The 14,701-nt window shown below is 68.9% G+C and carries 14 protein-coding genes; 10 read left to right on the top strand and 4 right to left on the bottom strand.

The features are described from left to right. The first annotated feature begins 53 nt into the window (after window positions 1-53). The 3 genes from gatB (at window position 54) to HTY53_RS19990 (ending at window position 3,669) form a co-directional block, all read left to right on the top strand. Window positions 54-1,511, top strand: coding sequence for an Asp-tRNA(Asn)/Glu-tRNA(Gln) amidotransferase subunit GatB (gene gatB, locus HTY53_RS20000; protein ID WP_174108265.1), 1,458 nt, complete (start codon window positions 54-56; stop codon window positions 1,509-1,511). 299 nt (window positions 1,512-1,810) lie between these two features. Further along, complete coding sequence (locus HTY53_RS19995; RefSeq protein ID WP_174108264.1) at window positions 1,811-2,578, top strand: DUF484 family protein; 768 nt, start codon at window positions 1,811-1,813, stop codon at window positions 2,576-2,578. Between the two features lie 23 nt (window positions 2,579-2,601). Beyond that, window positions 2,602-3,669, top strand: a complete 1,068-nt coding sequence (locus HTY53_RS19990) for a tyrosine recombinase XerC (RefSeq protein WP_174108262.1) — start codon at window positions 2,602-2,604, stop codon at window positions 3,667-3,669. 16 nt (window positions 3,670-3,685) lie between these two features. Here the strand turns inward: HTY53_RS19990 and HTY53_RS19985 are convergent, their stop codons facing one another. Further along, window positions 3,686-4,639, bottom strand: a complete 954-nt coding sequence (locus tag HTY53_RS19985; protein WP_174108260.1) for a transcriptional regulator GcvA — start codon at window positions 4,637-4,639, stop codon at window positions 3,686-3,688. 209 nt (window positions 4,640-4,848) lie between these two features. Here HTY53_RS19985 and HTY53_RS19980 point away from each other — a divergent pair, with 209 nt between their 5' ends. The 4 genes from HTY53_RS19980 to HTY53_RS19965 all read left to right on the top strand — a co-directional run bounded on the left by HTY53_RS19980 (window position 4,849) and on the right by HTY53_RS19965 (window position 7,922). Next, the gene (locus HTY53_RS19980; protein ID WP_174108258.1) at window positions 4,849-5,211 is read left to right on the top strand and encodes a DUF2917 domain-containing protein; all 363 of its coding nucleotides are present in this window, start codon (window positions 4,849-4,851) and stop codon (window positions 5,209-5,211) included. 190 nt (window positions 5,212-5,401) lie between these two features. After that, complete coding sequence (gene lipB / locus HTY53_RS19975) at window positions 5,402-6,193, top strand: lipoyl(octanoyl) transferase LipB (RefSeq protein ID WP_174108256.1); 792 nt, start codon at window positions 5,402-5,404, stop codon at window positions 6,191-6,193. A 36-nt stretch (window positions 6,194-6,229) separates the two neighbouring features. Continuing rightward, window positions 6,230-7,228, top strand: coding sequence for a lipoyl synthase (gene lipA / locus HTY53_RS19970; protein WP_174108255.1), 999 nt, complete (start codon window positions 6,230-6,232; stop codon window positions 7,226-7,228). A gap of 37 nt (window positions 7,229-7,265) precedes the next feature. Next, a complete protein-coding gene (locus tag HTY53_RS19965) occupies window positions 7,266-7,922 on the top strand; it encodes a MarR family winged helix-turn-helix transcriptional regulator (protein WP_174108253.1) in 657 nt (218 codons plus the stop codon). On the opposite strand, the gene HTY53_RS19960 is transcribed toward HTY53_RS19965, so the two are convergent. Next, a complete protein-coding gene (locus tag HTY53_RS19960) occupies window positions 7,919-9,565 on the bottom strand; it encodes an alkaline phosphatase family protein (RefSeq protein ID WP_174108251.1) in 1,647 nt (548 codons plus the stop codon). The genes HTY53_RS19965 and HTY53_RS19960 overlap by 4 nt on opposite strands. A gap of 63 nt (window positions 9,566-9,628) precedes the next feature. Then, the gene (locus tag HTY53_RS19955; protein WP_174108249.1) at window positions 9,629-10,618 is read right to left on the bottom strand and encodes a tripartite tricarboxylate transporter substrate-binding protein; all 990 of its coding nucleotides are present in this window, start codon (window positions 10,616-10,618) and stop codon (window positions 9,629-9,631) included. 235 nt (window positions 10,619-10,853) lie between these two features. Here HTY53_RS19955 and pxpB point away from each other — a divergent pair, with 235 nt between their 5' ends. From pxpB to pxpA, 3 genes are all read left to right on the top strand, one after another. Next, window positions 10,854-11,546, top strand: coding sequence for a 5-oxoprolinase subunit PxpB (pxpB, locus tag HTY53_RS19950; RefSeq protein ID WP_174108247.1), 693 nt, complete (start codon window positions 10,854-10,856; stop codon window positions 11,544-11,546). Continuing rightward, window positions 11,543-12,616, top strand: a complete 1,074-nt coding sequence (locus HTY53_RS19945; RefSeq protein WP_174108239.1) for a biotin-dependent carboxyltransferase family protein — start codon at window positions 11,543-11,545, stop codon at window positions 12,614-12,616. Before pxpB ends, HTY53_RS19945 begins: the two co-directional genes overlap by 4 nt. Before the next feature lie 74 nt (window positions 12,617-12,690). Then, window positions 12,691-13,425 (top strand): 5-oxoprolinase subunit PxpA, encoded by a 735-nt coding sequence (gene pxpA / locus HTY53_RS19940; RefSeq protein WP_174108237.1) that lies wholly within the window; start codon window positions 12,691-12,693, stop codon window positions 13,423-13,425. On the opposite strand, the gene HTY53_RS19935 is transcribed toward pxpA, so the two are convergent. After that, complete coding sequence (locus HTY53_RS19935; protein ID WP_174108235.1) at window positions 13,422-14,690, bottom strand: VanZ family protein; 1,269 nt, start codon at window positions 14,688-14,690, stop codon at window positions 13,422-13,424. The two genes, pxpA and HTY53_RS19935, sit on opposite strands and share 4 nt — an antisense overlap. Between the last annotated feature and the right edge of the window lie 11 nt (window positions 14,691-14,701).

Genomic DNA, 14,701 nt, shown 5'->3' with positions numbered 1-14,701 from the left:
CCGCGGCGCGGCCCATGCCGGCGCCGCCGCAAGGAACCAACAGGAATACCGCCATGCAATGGGAAGTGGTGATCGGCCTCGAAACGCATACGCAGCTATCGACGGCCTCGAAGATTTTTTCCGGCGCCTCCACGGCGTTCGGCGCGGCGCCCAACACGCAGGCCTGCCCGGTCGATCTGGCGCTGCCCGGCACGCTGCCGGTGCTGAACAAGGCCGCGGTCGAGCGTGCGATCCAGTTCGGCCTGGCGATCGGCGCGCACGTCGCGCCGCATAGCGTGTTCGCCCGCAAGAATTACTTCTACCCCGATCTGCCCAAGGGCTACCAGATCAGCCAGTACGAGATCCCGGTGGTGCAGGGCGGCAGCCTGACCTTCCAGGTCGAGGGCCGCAAGGGCGAGTTCTACGAGAAGACCGTGCAGCTGACGCGTGCGCACCTCGAGGAGGACGCGGGCAAGTCGCTGCACGAGGATTTCGCCGGCATGACCGGCATCGACCTGAACCGCGCCGGCACGCCGCTGCTGGAGATCGTCACCGAGCCCGACATGCGCAGCGCCGCCGAGGCCGTCGCCTATGCGCGCGCGCTGCATTCGCTGGTGGTATGGCTGGGCATCTGCGACGGCAACATGCAGGAAGGAAGCTTTCGCTGCGATGCCAACGTGTCGGTGCGGCCGGTCGGCAGCGACAAGCTCGGCACGCGCCGCGAGATCAAGAACCTGAACTCGTTCCGCTTCCTGCAGCAGGCGATCGAATACGAGGTGCGCTGGCAGATCGCCGAGATCGAGGATGGCCGCGAGATCCAGCAGGCCACCGTGCTGTTCGATCCGGACACCGGCGAAACCCGCGCGATGCGGACCAAGGAAGATGCGCACGACTACCGCTACTTCCCCGATCCGGACCTGCTGCCGCTGGAGATCGAGCCGGCGTGGGTCGAGCGCGTGCGCGCCGCAATGCCGGAGCTGCCCGCCGCGATGCAGGCGCGCTTCGTCTCGCAATACGGCCTGCCTGCCTACGATGCCAGCGTGCTGACCTCGTCGAAGGCGCTGGCCAACTGGTTCGAGCAGGTCGTCGCCGAAGCGGGCGCGGCCAATGCCAAGCCCGCGGCCAACTGGCTGATGGGCGATGTCGCTTCGCAGCTGAACCGCGAAGGCATCGAGATCGATCGCGCGCCGATTCGGCCCGCACAGCTGGCGCTGCTGCTCAAGCGCATCGCCGACGGCACGGTGTCGAACAACACCGCCAAGAGGGACGTGTTCCCGGCGATGTGGGCCGGCGAGTGCGATGGCGATGCCGACGCGATCATTGCGGCCAAGGGGCTGAAGCAGATGTCGGATACCGGCGCGCTCGAGGCCATCATCGACGAAGTGCTGGCCGCCAACGCCAAGTCGGTCGAGGAGTTCCGGGCGGGCAAGGAGAAGGCATTCAACGCGCTGGTCGGCCAGGCGATGAAGGCGACCAAGGGCAAGGCCAATCCGGCCCAGGTCAACGAGCTGCTGCGCAAGAAGCTCGGTTGATTGGCTCCATCGAGGAAGATGGTGAACCCGCGTCCTGGCGCGGGTTTTTTTTATTGCGCGGTAGGTTGGAAGTCATGTTGGTCGTTCGAGCGCCGGGCCCTCTCCCCGGCCCTCTCCCGCAAGCGGGAGAGGGAACACCGACCGCGTTTTCTTCCCCTCTCTCGCAGGTGGAAAGGGGAAAGGTCGACCCCGTTTTTCTTCCCTCTCCCGCTTGCGGGAGAGGAGCCGGGGGAGAGGGCAAGCCGTCCCGCCCGGCAGGCTTTGCTACACTCCAGCGCAAATCGTTCGATGACCCGCCAATGAATCCGCAAGACGTCGCCGCCTATCTGCAAAGTCATCCCCAGTTCTTCGAGGACCATGCCGAGCTGCTGGCCTCGGTGCAGCTGACCAGCCCGCACAGCCATCGCGCGGTGTCGCTGCAGCAGCGCCAGATGGAAATCCTGCGCGAGAAGAACAAGGGGCTCGAACTGAAGCTGGCCAATCTGATGCGCCACGGCCACGACAACGACCGCACGCAGAACCGCATGCACGCGTGGCAACTGCGTCTGCTCGGCGAGGCCGATGCGCTGGCGTTGCCGATGGCAGTCAGCCAGGGCCTGCAGCAGGTGTTCGATGTGCCGGCCGTCGCGCTGCGGCTGTGGCAGCTGGCAGAAACCCATGCGCCGCTCGATCTGCTCCGCGGCGATCAGACCGCCGCTACGGAAGCCGCGCGCCGCTTTGCCGAGGGACTGCAGACGCCGTATTGCGGTGCCAATCCATGGGCCATCGAGCCCACCGTCGCCGAAGACGGCGCCCCGCCGGCGCCGCGGGCGAGCGCGGCCGCCGCCGACTCGCTGGGCGAAGGCGGCAAGCAGGCAGTCGACTGGCTCGAGCGCGACGACATCGCCTCGCTGGCAATGGTCGCGCTGCGCGCGCCCGCCGGCGAAGACGCCGAAGCGGGTCCGACCTTCGGCCTGCTGGTGCTCGGCTCGCCCGACCCGCGGCGCTTCCACGAAGGCATGGGCACCGCCTATCTGAGCCGCATCGGCGAACTGGCCGGCGCGGCGCTGGCGCGCCTGCGCGGCTGACGCCAGGACTCGGGCAGCGGCAGATGGCCCGCTCCAGCGAACCCACCGCCGAGGCGGACGCGCCCACTCCCGTACTCGATCCGCTGCTGCGCAGCTATCTTGACTGGCTGGCCAGCAGCCGCAAGCTGGCCGAACACACGCTGGTCGGCTATCGGCGCGACCTGTCGGTATTGCAGGCACAGGCCGCCAAATTCGCCCCCGGTACCGCGCTGACCGCGCTGCGCACCGACCAGATCCGCAGCTTCGCCGCGCGCCTGCGCGGCAGCGGCCTGGCTTCCACCAGCATTGCGCGGGCGTTGTCGGCCTGGCGCGGCTTTTACCTGTGGGCCGCGCGGCACGGCCATGGCGTCGAGGCCAATCCCGTCGACGGCGTGCGCGCCCCCAAGGCCGGACGGCCGCTGCCCAAGGCGCTGTCGGTCGAACATGCGGTGGCGCTGGTCGGCCAGCCGGCCGGCAAGGGCGCCGAAGGGCTGCGCGATCAGGCCGTCTTCGAACTCGGCTATTCGAGCGGGCTGCGCGTGTCCGAACTGGTACAGCTCGATCTGCGCTACGTGGAAGAGGACGGCTATCGCTCGTCGGGCTGGATCGACCTGGCCGCCGGCGAAGTCACGGTGCTCGGCAAGGGTTCGCGCCGCCGCAGCGTGCCGGTCGGCAGCAAGGCGGTGCAGGCGCTGCGGGCGTGGCTGGCGGTGCGCGACGGCTGGGTCAAGCCTGCTGCCGGCGCCGATCATCGACACGCGCTGTTTCTGTCGCGGCGCGGCGAGCGGCTGTCGGACCGGACCGTGCGCGCCCGCATCAAGCAGCAGGCCATCCGCGCCGGCGTGCCGGCCGACGTGCATCCGCACATGCTGCGGCATTCGTTTGCCAGCCACGTGCTGCAATCCTCCGGCGATCTGCGCGCGGTGCAGGAGATGCTGGGCCACGCCAGTGTGGCGACCACGCAGATCTACACCGCGCTCGATTTCCAGCATCTGGCCAAGGTTTACGACCAGGCCCACCCGCGCGCACGGCTGTCCGAAGCGGACGCGCCTCCCGCACCGCCGGCCGCACCGCCACCAACCTCGACGCCGGACGACGACGACCCGGCCTGAAGCGCGCAGGCCCGTCCTAGGCCCACTGCGACAGGATCTGCCGGAACGCCGCGATCTCGGGCAACAGCCAGTTGCGGAAGGCCTGTACCTTGGCCGTCTCCAGCATCGCCGGCGCGCAGACGAAGTACAGCAGCCACGGACACGGGATGCTGACGTCGAACAGCCGCACCACCCGCCCGGACAGCAGATCGTTATAGGCCAGCGACGAGCGGATCAGGGCGATGCCCTGGCCTTCGGCCGCGGCCTGCAGCAGCAGCGACGAATCCTCGAACATCAGGCCCTTGCGCGGCTCGGGCCAGTCCAGCCCCGCCGCCTCGAACCAGGGCCGCCACGGATCGCCTTCGCCGCGCAGCAGCGTCAGCCCCTGCATGTCCTCGGGGCGCTGCGGCAGCTTGCCGCCCAGGAAATTCGGGCTGCAGACCGGGAAGAACACGTCGTCGAGCAGCCGTTCGACATAGAGCCCCGGATAGTCGCCGCTGCCCATGCGCAGCGCCACGTCGACCTCGTCGCGGGTGAAATCGACCAGCGTGTTCGACGACATCAGCTCGACGTCCAGCTCGGGATGCCGCTCGATGAAGCTGCCGATGCGCGGCGTCAGCCAGCGCGCCGCGAACGACGGCATGGTGCTGATGGTCAGCCGCTTGTCGCGCGTGCCGGACTGCAGCGCCCGCGTCGCCTCGGCGATCTGCAGCAGCGCGTCGCGTACGCGCTCGGCGTAGACGCGGCCGGCCGGCGTCAGGCTGACCCGCTTGCCGTTGCGGGCGAACAACGGCTGGCCCAGTTCCTCCTCCAGCGCGCGCACCTGATGGCTGACCGCCCCATGCGTGACGAACAGCTCGGTGGCGGCGCGCGAGAAGCTTTCGTGCCGGGCGGCGGCCTCGAAGGCGCGCAGTGCGGTCAGCGCCGGCAGCCGCGGCAGTTCCCGATGCCAGGCGCGCGGCAGTTCGACGGGGTTGCGCTTGAGGGTCATCTCAGGAGTGCGTTATGTGAGATAGGCTAACAAGGGAAATCAATATATATCGTTTTGGAGGTGGCCGGGCAATCACTAGAATGCAGTGCATCGGGACCGCAACAGCGAGCGCGCCAGGCCAAACCAGGCCAGACACGGTAAAGCGCGACGCCAGCCACGCGAGACTCGCGTGCCGGACGGTACCGTCACCTTAGTGAAGGAAGTCCAAAATGGAAACCCTGCTCACAACGACCGTCTTCAGCCTGAACCCGGGCGAGGTCGCGCCGCTGTCGGTGCATACCGCGCAACGGCTCTATGTGGAAGATGCCGCCGGCCTGAACCTGTGGGTCACCCGCGACGGCGACTCGGAAGATTACTGGCTGCGCTGCGGCGCCAGCCTGCAGCTGAACCGCGGCGACGAAGTGGTGCTCAGCGTCGATCCGCGCGCCGAACGCCCGGTGCGGCTGGCGCTGATCGCCGAAGCCCGCCGCCCGGCCGCCACCAACCTGCCGCATCTGGTGAACCGCATCGTGAGACGACTGGTTCGAGGCACGCAATGGTCGCCTAACCGGGACGTCGTCGCGGCGTCCTGAACCGGAAGCGGATTCCTCGAGCCGGCGCCATCTGCGGCTGGTGTACAGCCGGCCGCCGGCGCCCGCGATCTCCGGCGAAGGTCATCCCGAACGACATCCGGGCGGCGGACAACCCTGAAGGCGCCAGGGTGACAGCCGCCAGCGAAGCAGGGGGCCGGTGCGAACCGGCCCTTTTCGCTACACTCTCGGCATGCAAGCAATCGAAGTCATCGAACGGGGCCGGGAGGACTACGCGCCCTGTTTCGACGCGATGCGCGCCTACACCGCCGCGCGCACCGCCGAATCCCCCGACCAGATCTGGCTCGTCGAGCACCCTCCGGTCTATACGCTGGGGCAGGCGGGCGATCCTTCGCACCTGCTGTCTCCCGATCCCGCCATCCCGATGGTGCGGATCGATCGTGGCGGACAGATCACCTATCACGGCCCCGGACAAGTCGTCGCCTACCTGCTGCTGGACCTGCGCCGCCGCAAGCTGATGGTGCGCGAGCTGGTCCATGCGATCGAGCAGGCGGTACTGGACACGCTCGCGGCGTATAATCTGCCCGCCGAACGCAAGCCTGGCGCGCCCGGCATCTATCTGTCCGACGGTCCGCACCGCGGCGCCAAGATCGCCGCGCTGGGCCTGAAGATCCGCAACGGCTGCAGCTACCACGGCGTCAGCCTGAACGTGCGGATGGACCTGGACCCGTTCCTGCGTATCAACCCGTGCGGTTATGCCGGCCTGGAAACGGTCGACATGGCGCGCGCCGGCGCGACGGTGCGGCAGGCCGATACCGACGGCGCCGTGCGCCACGTACCGGTCGACGCCCGGCACCAACCCGAGATCGCACGACGCCTGGCGGCAGCATTGTGCGAGGTACTGGCGGCGGCGCAGCTGCGCACGGCAGCCAGCGAGCCGGCGGTGAGCGAGCAAGCGAACGAACCGGCGAACGAGCCAGCCGCCATGGCCCCCGGCCAACTGACACCCCTGACCACGGCCTAGCCGACCTATGCGCGCGGGGAGCGCGCGGAGAACACCATGAGCGACGCCCTGATCGCCACTTCGAATCCCCAAGGCGATGCCGCACAAGGCGCGGCCTACGACCCGACCCGCAAGCAGAAGTCGGCCGACAAGACCGCCCGCATTCCCATCAAGATCGTCCCCGCCGAGAAGCTGAAGAAGCCGGACTGGATCCGCGTCAAGGCCGCCACCGGCAATTCGCGCTTCTACGAGATCAAGGACATCCTGCGCGCCAACAATCTGGTGACGGTGTGCGAGGAAGCGAGCTGCCCGAACATCGGCGAATGCTTCGGCAAGGGCACCGCGACGTTCATGATCATGGGCGACAAGTGCACGCGCCGCTGCCCGTTCTGCGACGTCGGCCACGGCCGCCCGGATCCGCTCGACGTCAACGAGCCGCTGAACTTGGCGAAGACCATCGCCCAGCTGAAGCTGAACTACGTGGTGATCACCAGCGTCGACCGCGACGACCTGCGCGACGGCGGCGCCCAGCACTATGTCGATTGCATCAGCAAGACCCGCGAGCTGTCGCCGATCACCCGCATCGAGGTGCTGGTGCCCGACTTTCGCGGCCGTCTGGAGAAGGCGCTGGACATCCTGCAGGCCTGCCCGCCGGACGTGATGAACCACAACCTGGAAACGGTGCCGCGCCTGTACAAGCAGGCCCGCCCGGGCGCCGATTACACGCACTCGCTGAAGCTGCTGCAGGAGTTCAAGCGACGCAATCCGGACGTGCCGACCAAGTCGGGCCTGATGGTCGGCCTGGGCGAGACCGATGAGGAAATCCTTGAGGTCATGCGCGACATGCGCGCGCACGATATCGACATGCTGACCATCGGTCAGTACCTGGCACCGTCGAACCATCACCTGCCGGTGCTGCGCTACGTCCATCCCGACACCTTCAAGATGTTCGAGGAAGAGGCCTACAAGATGGGCTTCACCCACGCCGCGGTCGGTGCGATGGTGCGCAGCTCCTACCATGCCGACCAGCAGGCGCACCAGGCCGGCTTCGCCTGATCCCGCCCGGCGCCCGTTCGCGGCGCCGGCATCCGCCTTGCCTGACAACGCTCGCGCGGCCGCCTCTTCCGCGGCCGCCCCTTCTCTTGATGCAGGCACGAGCCGCCTGCGCGCCCCGCGCGATATCACCGATCTGCTCAATTTCCGTCTCGCGGCGCTGGTAGGCGCCAGCGGCGCGGCGGTGATTCGCCTGTGCGAGGGGCAGTACGGCGTGTCGCGCCGCGAATGGGCGCTGCTGGGGCTGCTGGCCGTGCGCGGCGCGCAGGCGCCGTCGGAGATCGCCGACCAATGCCATCTGGACCGGACCCGCGTGTCGCGCGCGATCACGCGCCTGACCGCGAAGGGTTTGATCCGCCGCCAGACGCTCGATGGCGACCGCCGCCGCGCCAGCGTCGCGCTGACGCCGGTGGGGCAGGCGCTCTATCGGCAGCTGTTCGAGGAAGTGGCGGCGATCAATCGGCGTCTGGTCGAGACGCTGTCCGATGGCGAAGTGGCGACGCTGGACACGCTGCTGACCGCGCTGACCGAGCAGGCGGTGCGCGTGAAGCGGCAGGTTGCCACGACGGTCAGCACCAATCGCTGGCGCGGCGGCGCGCGCCGCCAATGGACGGCGCCGGAGGATGAATCGCAGGCCGGATCGGAGGTCGCATCGGAGACGGAAGCCACCTCGGACAAAGAGAGTCCCGTCCGCTAGCGCAGCGCCTCGCGCGCGCCACGCCATTTCTCGTGCAGCAGCTCCTCCGGCAGCTCGCTCTCGTCCCAGAATCCCAGCAGGATGCCCTTGCGGATCGAGGCGCCGCGCATCGCGGCGATGCGCTCGTCGCTGATCGCGGTACGCTGCGACTGCCGCAGGCCCCATTGCGCCAGGGCCAGATACATGCGCTCGCATTGCGCCTGGTGGGCCGGATCGTCGCCGAGGTCGTGCAGCTCCTGCGGATCGTTGACCAGATCGAACAGCATCGGCCGGAAGCCCGGCGCATGGATGTACTTCCAGCGCTCGTCGACCACCATGAACAGCCGCGCATCGAGCGGCGCGACGCCCAGCGACACCGCAACGCCGGTGGCCGAGTAGTCGTATTCGCTGATCGCATGGCGGCGCCAGTTGGCCGGCGGCTGTCCGTGCAGCCAGGGCTGCAGCGCGCGGCCTTCGAGCCGATGCGGCTGCGGCGCGCCGCCACAGGCTTCGACAAAGGTCGGCACCAGATCGATCGCCTCGACCAGCGCATCGCAGACCGAGCCGCGCGTCGCGTCGGCCGCCGGCGAGGGATCGACCACGATCAGCGGCAGCCGCACCGACGGCTCGTGGAACAGGTCCTTCTCGCCCATCCAGTGGTCGCCAAGATAATCGCCATGATCGGAGGTGAACACGATCATGGTGTCGTCGAGCCGGCCCTTACTCTCCAGCAAGCGCATCAGCACGCCAATCTGGTCGTCGATCTGCGTGATCAGGCCCATATAGGCGGGAATCACCGCCTCGCGCACCTCGTCGCGCGAAAACGCGCGGCTGACGCGCGAATTCAGAAAGGCCTGGTAGATCGGATGCGGCTGCGCACGTTCCGTCTCGCTGCGCACCGGCGGCGGCACGTCGGCGGCCCCGTACATCGCGTGATAGGGCGCGGGCGCGATGCATGGCCAGTGCGGCTTGATATAGGACAGATGCAGGCACCACGGCGACTCGCCGGCCTGCTCGATGAACTGCATCGCACGCCGCGTCATGTATGGCGTTTCCGAATGCTCCTCGGCCACGCGCGCGGGCCGGGTCGAATTGCGCAGCAGCCAGCCCGACAGCAGATTGCCGTTCTCGTCCTCGCCGGCATTGGCCCAGTCGTCCCAGCCATCGTCGCCGGCGTAGCCGAGCTCGCGCAGGTAGTCGTTGTAGCGCACCGGCTTCGGGTCGTAGCGGCCGGACGGCCCGCTGCCGTGCAGGCCGTCGTCGCGCTCGTACGGATCGAAGCCGCACTCGGCCACGCGTGTGCCGATCGTCGAATCCGGATCGATGCCGAGCCGCGCCATGCCCTCGGTGTCGGCCGCCATATGGGTCTTGCCGACCAGCACCGTCTGCCGGCCCAGCGGGCGCAGATAGTCGCCCAGCGTCATCTCGCCGACCTTCAGCGGGAAGTTGTTCCAGGCGGCGCCGTGCGAATCGACATAGCGGCCGGTGTAGAAGCTCATCCGCGACGAGCCGCAGATCGTCGATTGCGCGTAGGCGCGCGAGAACCGCACCCCGCGCGCGGCCAGCGCGTCGATGTTCGGCGTGCGGATGGTCGGATGCCCGGTGCAGGACAGGTAGTCCCACCGCAGCTGGTCGCACATGATGAAGAGGATATTGCGGGCCATCGCCGTCGCTCCTTGCTGATGCGTCCGGCCGGACGTCATTGCGGGAAGGTTATTGCGGGAAGGTTATTGCTGGAAGCCGCTGCGCTGGACCACCGGCTGCCACTGCGCCTTGTAGGCCTTCAGCATGTCCGCGGTCTGCTGCTGCGTGCTGGCCACCGGCTGCATGTTGGCGGCGACGAAGCGCTGCTGCACCGCCGGGTCCGACATCACGCTGTGGATCGCCGCCGACAGCGCCTTGACCTTCTCGGGCGGCATCGACCGGGGCGCGAAGAACGCGTTCCAGCCGTCGGCGGACAGATCGATGCCGGCCTCCTTCAGCGTGGGGATGTCCTTGGCGAACGACGAGCGCGTCTTGCCGGAGACCGCCAGGATCTTCAGCTTGCCGCTCTGATGCAGCGACAGCACCGCGTCCAGCGTGTCGACGCCGACCGGCACCTGACCGCCCAGCATGTCGGTCGCCAGCGGCGCCGAGCCCTTGTAGCCGACCACGTCACCCTTGACGCCGGCCCGCTCGGCCAACATCAGCGCGAAGAAGTGGGGCAGGCTGCCGGTGGCCGGCACGCCGAAGAAGGCCTTGCCGGGATTGGCCTTGAGCCAGGCCACCAGATGCGACATCTCCCGCACCGGCACCTGCGGACCCGTGATTACGGCGAAGTCGTAGGACGAGACCTGCGACACCGGCACGAAGTCGGCGTCTGGATCGTAGCTGGTGTCCTTGAACACCAGCGGCGCGACCGTCATGACCGCCGGATTGCCCAGCATCAGCACGTTGTCGGCGGGACCGGCGTGCTTGAGCTGTTGCGCGGCCAGTCGCCCGCCGGCGCCGGCCTTGTTCTCGACCACCACGGTGACGCCGTACCTGGCCTGCAGGGCCTGCCCGACGATGCGCGCGGCGCGGTCCGAGGCGCCGCCTGGCGCGTATCCGACGACAAAGCGCAGCGGTCCGTCGATCTTCTGCGCCAGCGCGGCGGGCGCGGCGGCCGCGCCGGCTGCCAGCAGTGCAACGGCCACCGCCGCGTGGCGGGCCTTGCGGGCGAAGGTTGCGAATGTCATGGCGTCTCCGTGAGGTTCCTTTCTGCGAGGATGCGGGGAAATTTAAGCGGGACAGCGACGATTGATCTAATCAACTATCGCGTCGCCTGGCTATGGAAAACCCTAGGCGCCGGCATGACGGCACAGGTTTCGCAAAACTCACTTTCTCGATAAATTGCCGACAAGACGCCATTTCGCGTTTCGCCGCGCCTGCCCGAACGGCGCCCGCCACCTGGATTCCGGACCAAAAACCACCATGGCCAGTTGCACGATTCACCGTCTTGCCGAGCGCGCGCTGCTGTGCAGTGTGCCGCCCCCTGCGTCGCTCGACGTGCAACGCCGCTTCTGGGCGATGGCGGATCAGGCCGGCGCATGGCCGGGCGTGGTCGATGCCTATCCCGGCATGAACAGCCTGACAGTCCTGTTCGATGACGAGGCCGACCCGGCCGAGTTGGAGACCTCGCTGAAGCAGGCGTGGGAACGGGGCGAGGGCGCCGAGAGCGGCAATGCCAGCGGCCGCATCGTGGAGATCCCCGTCCGCTACGGGGGCGACGACGGCCCCGATCTGGCCGATGTGGCGGCCCATACCGGCCTGACGCCCGAGGAAGTGGTGCGGCGACACAGCGAGGGAACCTATACCGTCTACTTTCTCGGCTTCCAGCCCGGCTTCGCTTATCTCGGCGGGCTGGACCCGGCGCTCGCCACGCCGCGCCGATCCGAGCCGCGCCTGGCGGTGCCGGCCGGCGCGGTCGGCATCGGCGGCGAGCAGACCGGGGTCTATCCGGCGGCCGCGCCCGGCGGCTGGCAGCTGATCGGCCGCACCGAGCTGGCGCTGTTCGAACCCGAGCGCGATCCGCCCTCGTTGCTGGCGCCAGGCGACACCGTGCGCTTCGTCGTTCAATCCGTCGAATCGGTCGCTGCATCGATGGCCAAACCGGTACGCGCATGATCGAGATCCTTCGCCCCGGCGCGCTGGCGTCGATCCAGGACCTCGGCCGCAACGGCATGCGGCGATTCGGCGTCGGCGGGGCCGGCGCGCTCGACAGCGTCGCGCTGCGGGTCGGCAATCTGCTGCTGGGCAATGACGCCGGTGCCGCCGCGATCGAATTCACGCTGGGCCGCGCCACGGTCCGCTTTCATGCCGACCTGCGCATCGCGCTGTCCGGCGCCGAATGCCGCGCGGATCTCGACGGCGAGCTGGTCTGGTGCTGGCACGCGTTCGACGTACGCGCGGGCAGCACGCTGACCCTGCCGGCCGCGCGCGCCGGCACCCGTACCTATCTGTGCGTGGCCGGCGGCATCGATGTGCCGCTCGCGATGGGCTCGCGCAGCACCGATCTGAAGGCCGGCTTCGGCGGATACCAGGGCCGCGCCTTGCGGCGGGGCGATCGGCTGGCCGCGCTTCGGTCCGAAGCTGCCGCGGTGCCATCGCCGCCATCGCCGCCATCGCCGAGAATTGGCGTGCTGTCGCCGGCCTGGGCCTTGCCGGCGCCGCAGGCCGACGGCCGCGCGCTGTCGATCCGCATGCTGCCCGCGCTGGAGTACGATCAATTCGAGCCCGATGCCCAGCAGGCGCTGTGGGAGGCCGACTGGACCGTCACGCCCAACAGCAACCGCATGGGCTTCCGGCTCGAAGGTCCCGCGCTGGCGCGGCGCTCCGGCGCCCCGGAGCTGCTGTCCCACGGGGTGGTGCCGGGCGTCATGCAGGTACCGCCGGGCGGCCAGCCGATCGTGCTGATGGCCGATGCCCAGACCACCGGCGGCTATCCGAAGATCGGCGTCGTCATCGAGGCCGATCTGTGGCGCCTGGCGCAGGCGCCGCTCGGCGCCGCGGTGCGTTTTCACCGCGTCGGCCTCGAGGAGGCAGAGGCCGCGCGCATGCAGGTGCAGACATATCTGGGCCAGGTCGCACAGGCGGTGGCATGGCAATCCGAGGCCCGGACCGGGGCGCAGGCGCCGGCCGCGCGGCGGCGGGCGATGACGCGCCAGCTGTCACCGGCCGGCGCCACGCTGCCGTGACGCGAGAGCACCCAACGAACGCAGCGAACCAAACGAACGCAACGAACCGACCGAACCCATCCTGGAGACCCGACATGCAGATCGATCTGAATGCCGACCTCGGCGAAGGCTGCGGCAGCGACGAAGCGCTGCTGGCGCTGATCAGCTCGGCCAATATCGCCTGCGGCTGGCATGCCGGCGACGCCTCCACCATGCTGCAGACGGTGCAGTGGGCACTGGCGAAAGGCGTAGCGATCGGCGCGCATCCGAGCTATCCCGACCGCGAGAACTTCGGCCGCACCGAGATGCAGCGCGATCCGCGCCAGGTCTATGCCGACGTGCTCTACCAGATCGGCGCGCTCGCCGCGATCGTCAGGGCACAGGGCGGCCGCCTCGCCCACGTCAAGGCGCATGGCGCCCTCTACAACCAGGCCGCGCGCGACCGCGTGCAGGCGCAGGCGATCGTCGACGCGGTACGCGATTTCGACCCCCAGCTGACCTTCTTCGGCTTGGCGGGCAGCGTGATGATCGAGGTTGCGCGCGAGGCCGGGCTGACGGTCAAGGAAGAGGTCTTCGCCGATCGCGGCTACAACCCCGACGGCTCCCTGGTCCGCCGCGGCACGCCCGGCGCGCTGCTAGACGACGACCAGGCCGTGCTGGCGCAGACGCTGTCGATGGTCCGCGAGCGCAAGGTGCGCGCGATCGACGGCCAATGGATCCCGATCCAGGCCGATACCGTCTGCCTGCACGGCGACGGCCCGCACGCGCTGGCCTTCGCGCAGCGGATCCGGGACCGTTTGCGGGATGAGGGGATTGCGGTGCGGGCTTAGGCGGAGTCGCCGGTGTTCGGCGCGGCCCGCCGCCCCCCGCGCCGGCTCCTCCGTTCCCTTCGCCGCGTCAGCCCGAACTGCTCGACGCGCCAGGCGAGATAGCAGAAGGCGAGGAAGGGCCACAGCCAGCCGAGCCATTGGGCCAGGCCGTTGAAATGGACGAAGCGGCCGAGGCGCCAGCCCTGTTCCGAGACCCATGCATAAGGGTTGGGCGGCAGCACGTTGGTCAGGATCACCAGCGTCAGCAGCGCGCTCATCGCGAGGATGCCGCGCAGCGGGCGCGGCAGGCGCACCAGCAGCACCAGCGCGAGCGTGCCCGTCACCAGCGCGTAGCGGCCGCCTTCCGAAAGCCAGTTGAACGCATTGTCGGCCGGAAACTGCAGTTCGGCGGCCAGGCCCTTGAGCAGCAGCGTGGCGGCCAGCAGGCCGGCGAGGATGCGCAGCGTCGGCGCCTGCCGCCGCATCGCCACCGAGGCGAACAGGCCGGTGCCCACCCACGCGCAGCCGGTCACCAGCGATTCGAGCAATTGGTGTTGCTGCATGTCGTCGGGGCGCAGACCGATGTCTTCCTGCAGCCGCAGGAAGCCGGGAAACACCCACTGCACCAGTTGCATTGGCCACGAGTCGGGATTGGTCAGCCATTGCCGCACCAGGCCACCCATGCCGAACAGATGCTCCTGCGGAAAGATCTGCGCGAACGGCCACAGCAGGATCAGGATGATGGCGAAGCTGGCGTGCGACTCGAACCAGGCGATGCGCAGGCGCCGCAGCGTGCCGCGGTCGATCATCGCGCTGGCGAACGGCGCCATCATCGTGCCGCCGAGCAGCGCGCCCAGCGCATTGGTCATCAGGTCGATATTGGACGGGATGCGGTTGGGCAGCCAGGTCTGCAGCGCTTCCATCGCGCCGGACAGCACGAAGCCCGCGGCGAAGGCCAGCAGCGCGGCGCGCGCCCCCGTCACGCGCGGATGCAGCGACAGCACCACCAGCGCGCCGAACGGGCAATAGCCGAGCACGTTGGTCAGCAGATCGAAGTCGGTGATGTAGCGCGGCTTGGGCGCATTGAGGAAGGCCCACGGCGAGATGCCGTTGTCGGTCCAGCCGGTGAACGGGTACAGGCTGGCATAGACCATCAGCAGCGTCACGCACAGCAGGCCGAAGCGCGCCAGCGGCGAATGGCGCAGCGCAATCGCGCTCTCCAGCGGCGCCGCGGCGAGGCGCGGATCCGGCGGAGCGGAAGAGGGGGGCAGATCGGCCTGTTTCATGGTGCCGCTTT

It is taken from the genome of Cupriavidus gilardii, assembly GCF_013314895.1.
Lineage (GTDB): Bacteria > Pseudomonadota > Gammaproteobacteria > Burkholderiales > Burkholderiaceae > Cupriavidus > Cupriavidus gilardii_C.
The sequence above is the reverse complement of the archived record's forward strand: the minus strand, read 5'-3'. Positions and strand labels throughout refer to the sequence as shown.

Bases quoted from the DNA above. Each gene is read 5' to 3' on its own strand.
- HTY53_RS19955 (WP_174108249.1), bottom strand. From the start codon at position 10,618: ATGACATTCGCAACCTTCGCCCGCAAGGCCCGCCACGCGGCGGTGGCC.
- HTY53_RS19985 (WP_174108260.1), bottom strand. From the start codon at position 4,639: ATGACCCTCAAGCGCAACCCCGTCGAACTGCCGCGCGCCTGGCATCGG.
- lipA (WP_174108255.1), top strand. From the start codon at position 6,230: ATGAGCGACGCCCTGATCGCCACTTCGAATCCCCAAGGCGATGCCGCA.
- HTY53_RS19995 (WP_174108264.1), top strand. From the start codon at position 1,811: ATGAATCCGCAAGACGTCGCCGCCTATCTGCAAAGTCATCCCCAGTTC.
- pxpB (WP_174108247.1), top strand. From the start codon at position 10,854: ATGGCCAGTTGCACGATTCACCGTCTTGCCGAGCGCGCGCTGCTGTGC.
- HTY53_RS19990 (WP_174108262.1), top strand. From the start codon at position 2,602: ATGGCCCGCTCCAGCGAACCCACCGCCGAGGCGGACGCGCCCACTCCC.
- pxpA (WP_174108237.1), top strand. From the start codon at position 12,691: ATGCAGATCGATCTGAATGCCGACCTCGGCGAAGGCTGCGGCAGCGAC.
- HTY53_RS19980 (WP_174108258.1), top strand. From the start codon at position 4,849: ATGGAAACCCTGCTCACAACGACCGTCTTCAGCCTGAACCCGGGCGAG.
- lipB (WP_174108256.1), top strand. From the start codon at position 5,402: ATGCAAGCAATCGAAGTCATCGAACGGGGCCGGGAGGACTACGCGCCC.
- HTY53_RS19960 (WP_174108251.1), bottom strand. From the start codon at position 9,565: ATGGCCCGCAATATCCTCTTCATCATGTGCGACCAGCTGCGGTGGGAC.
- gatB (WP_174108265.1), top strand. From the start codon at position 54: ATGCAATGGGAAGTGGTGATCGGCCTCGAAACGCATACGCAGCTATCG.
- HTY53_RS19945 (WP_174108239.1), top strand. From the start codon at position 11,543: ATGATCGAGATCCTTCGCCCCGGCGCGCTGGCGTCGATCCAGGACCTC.
- HTY53_RS19935 (WP_174108235.1), bottom strand. From the start codon at position 14,690: ATGAAACAGGCCGATCTGCCCCCCTCTTCCGCTCCGCCGGATCCGCGC.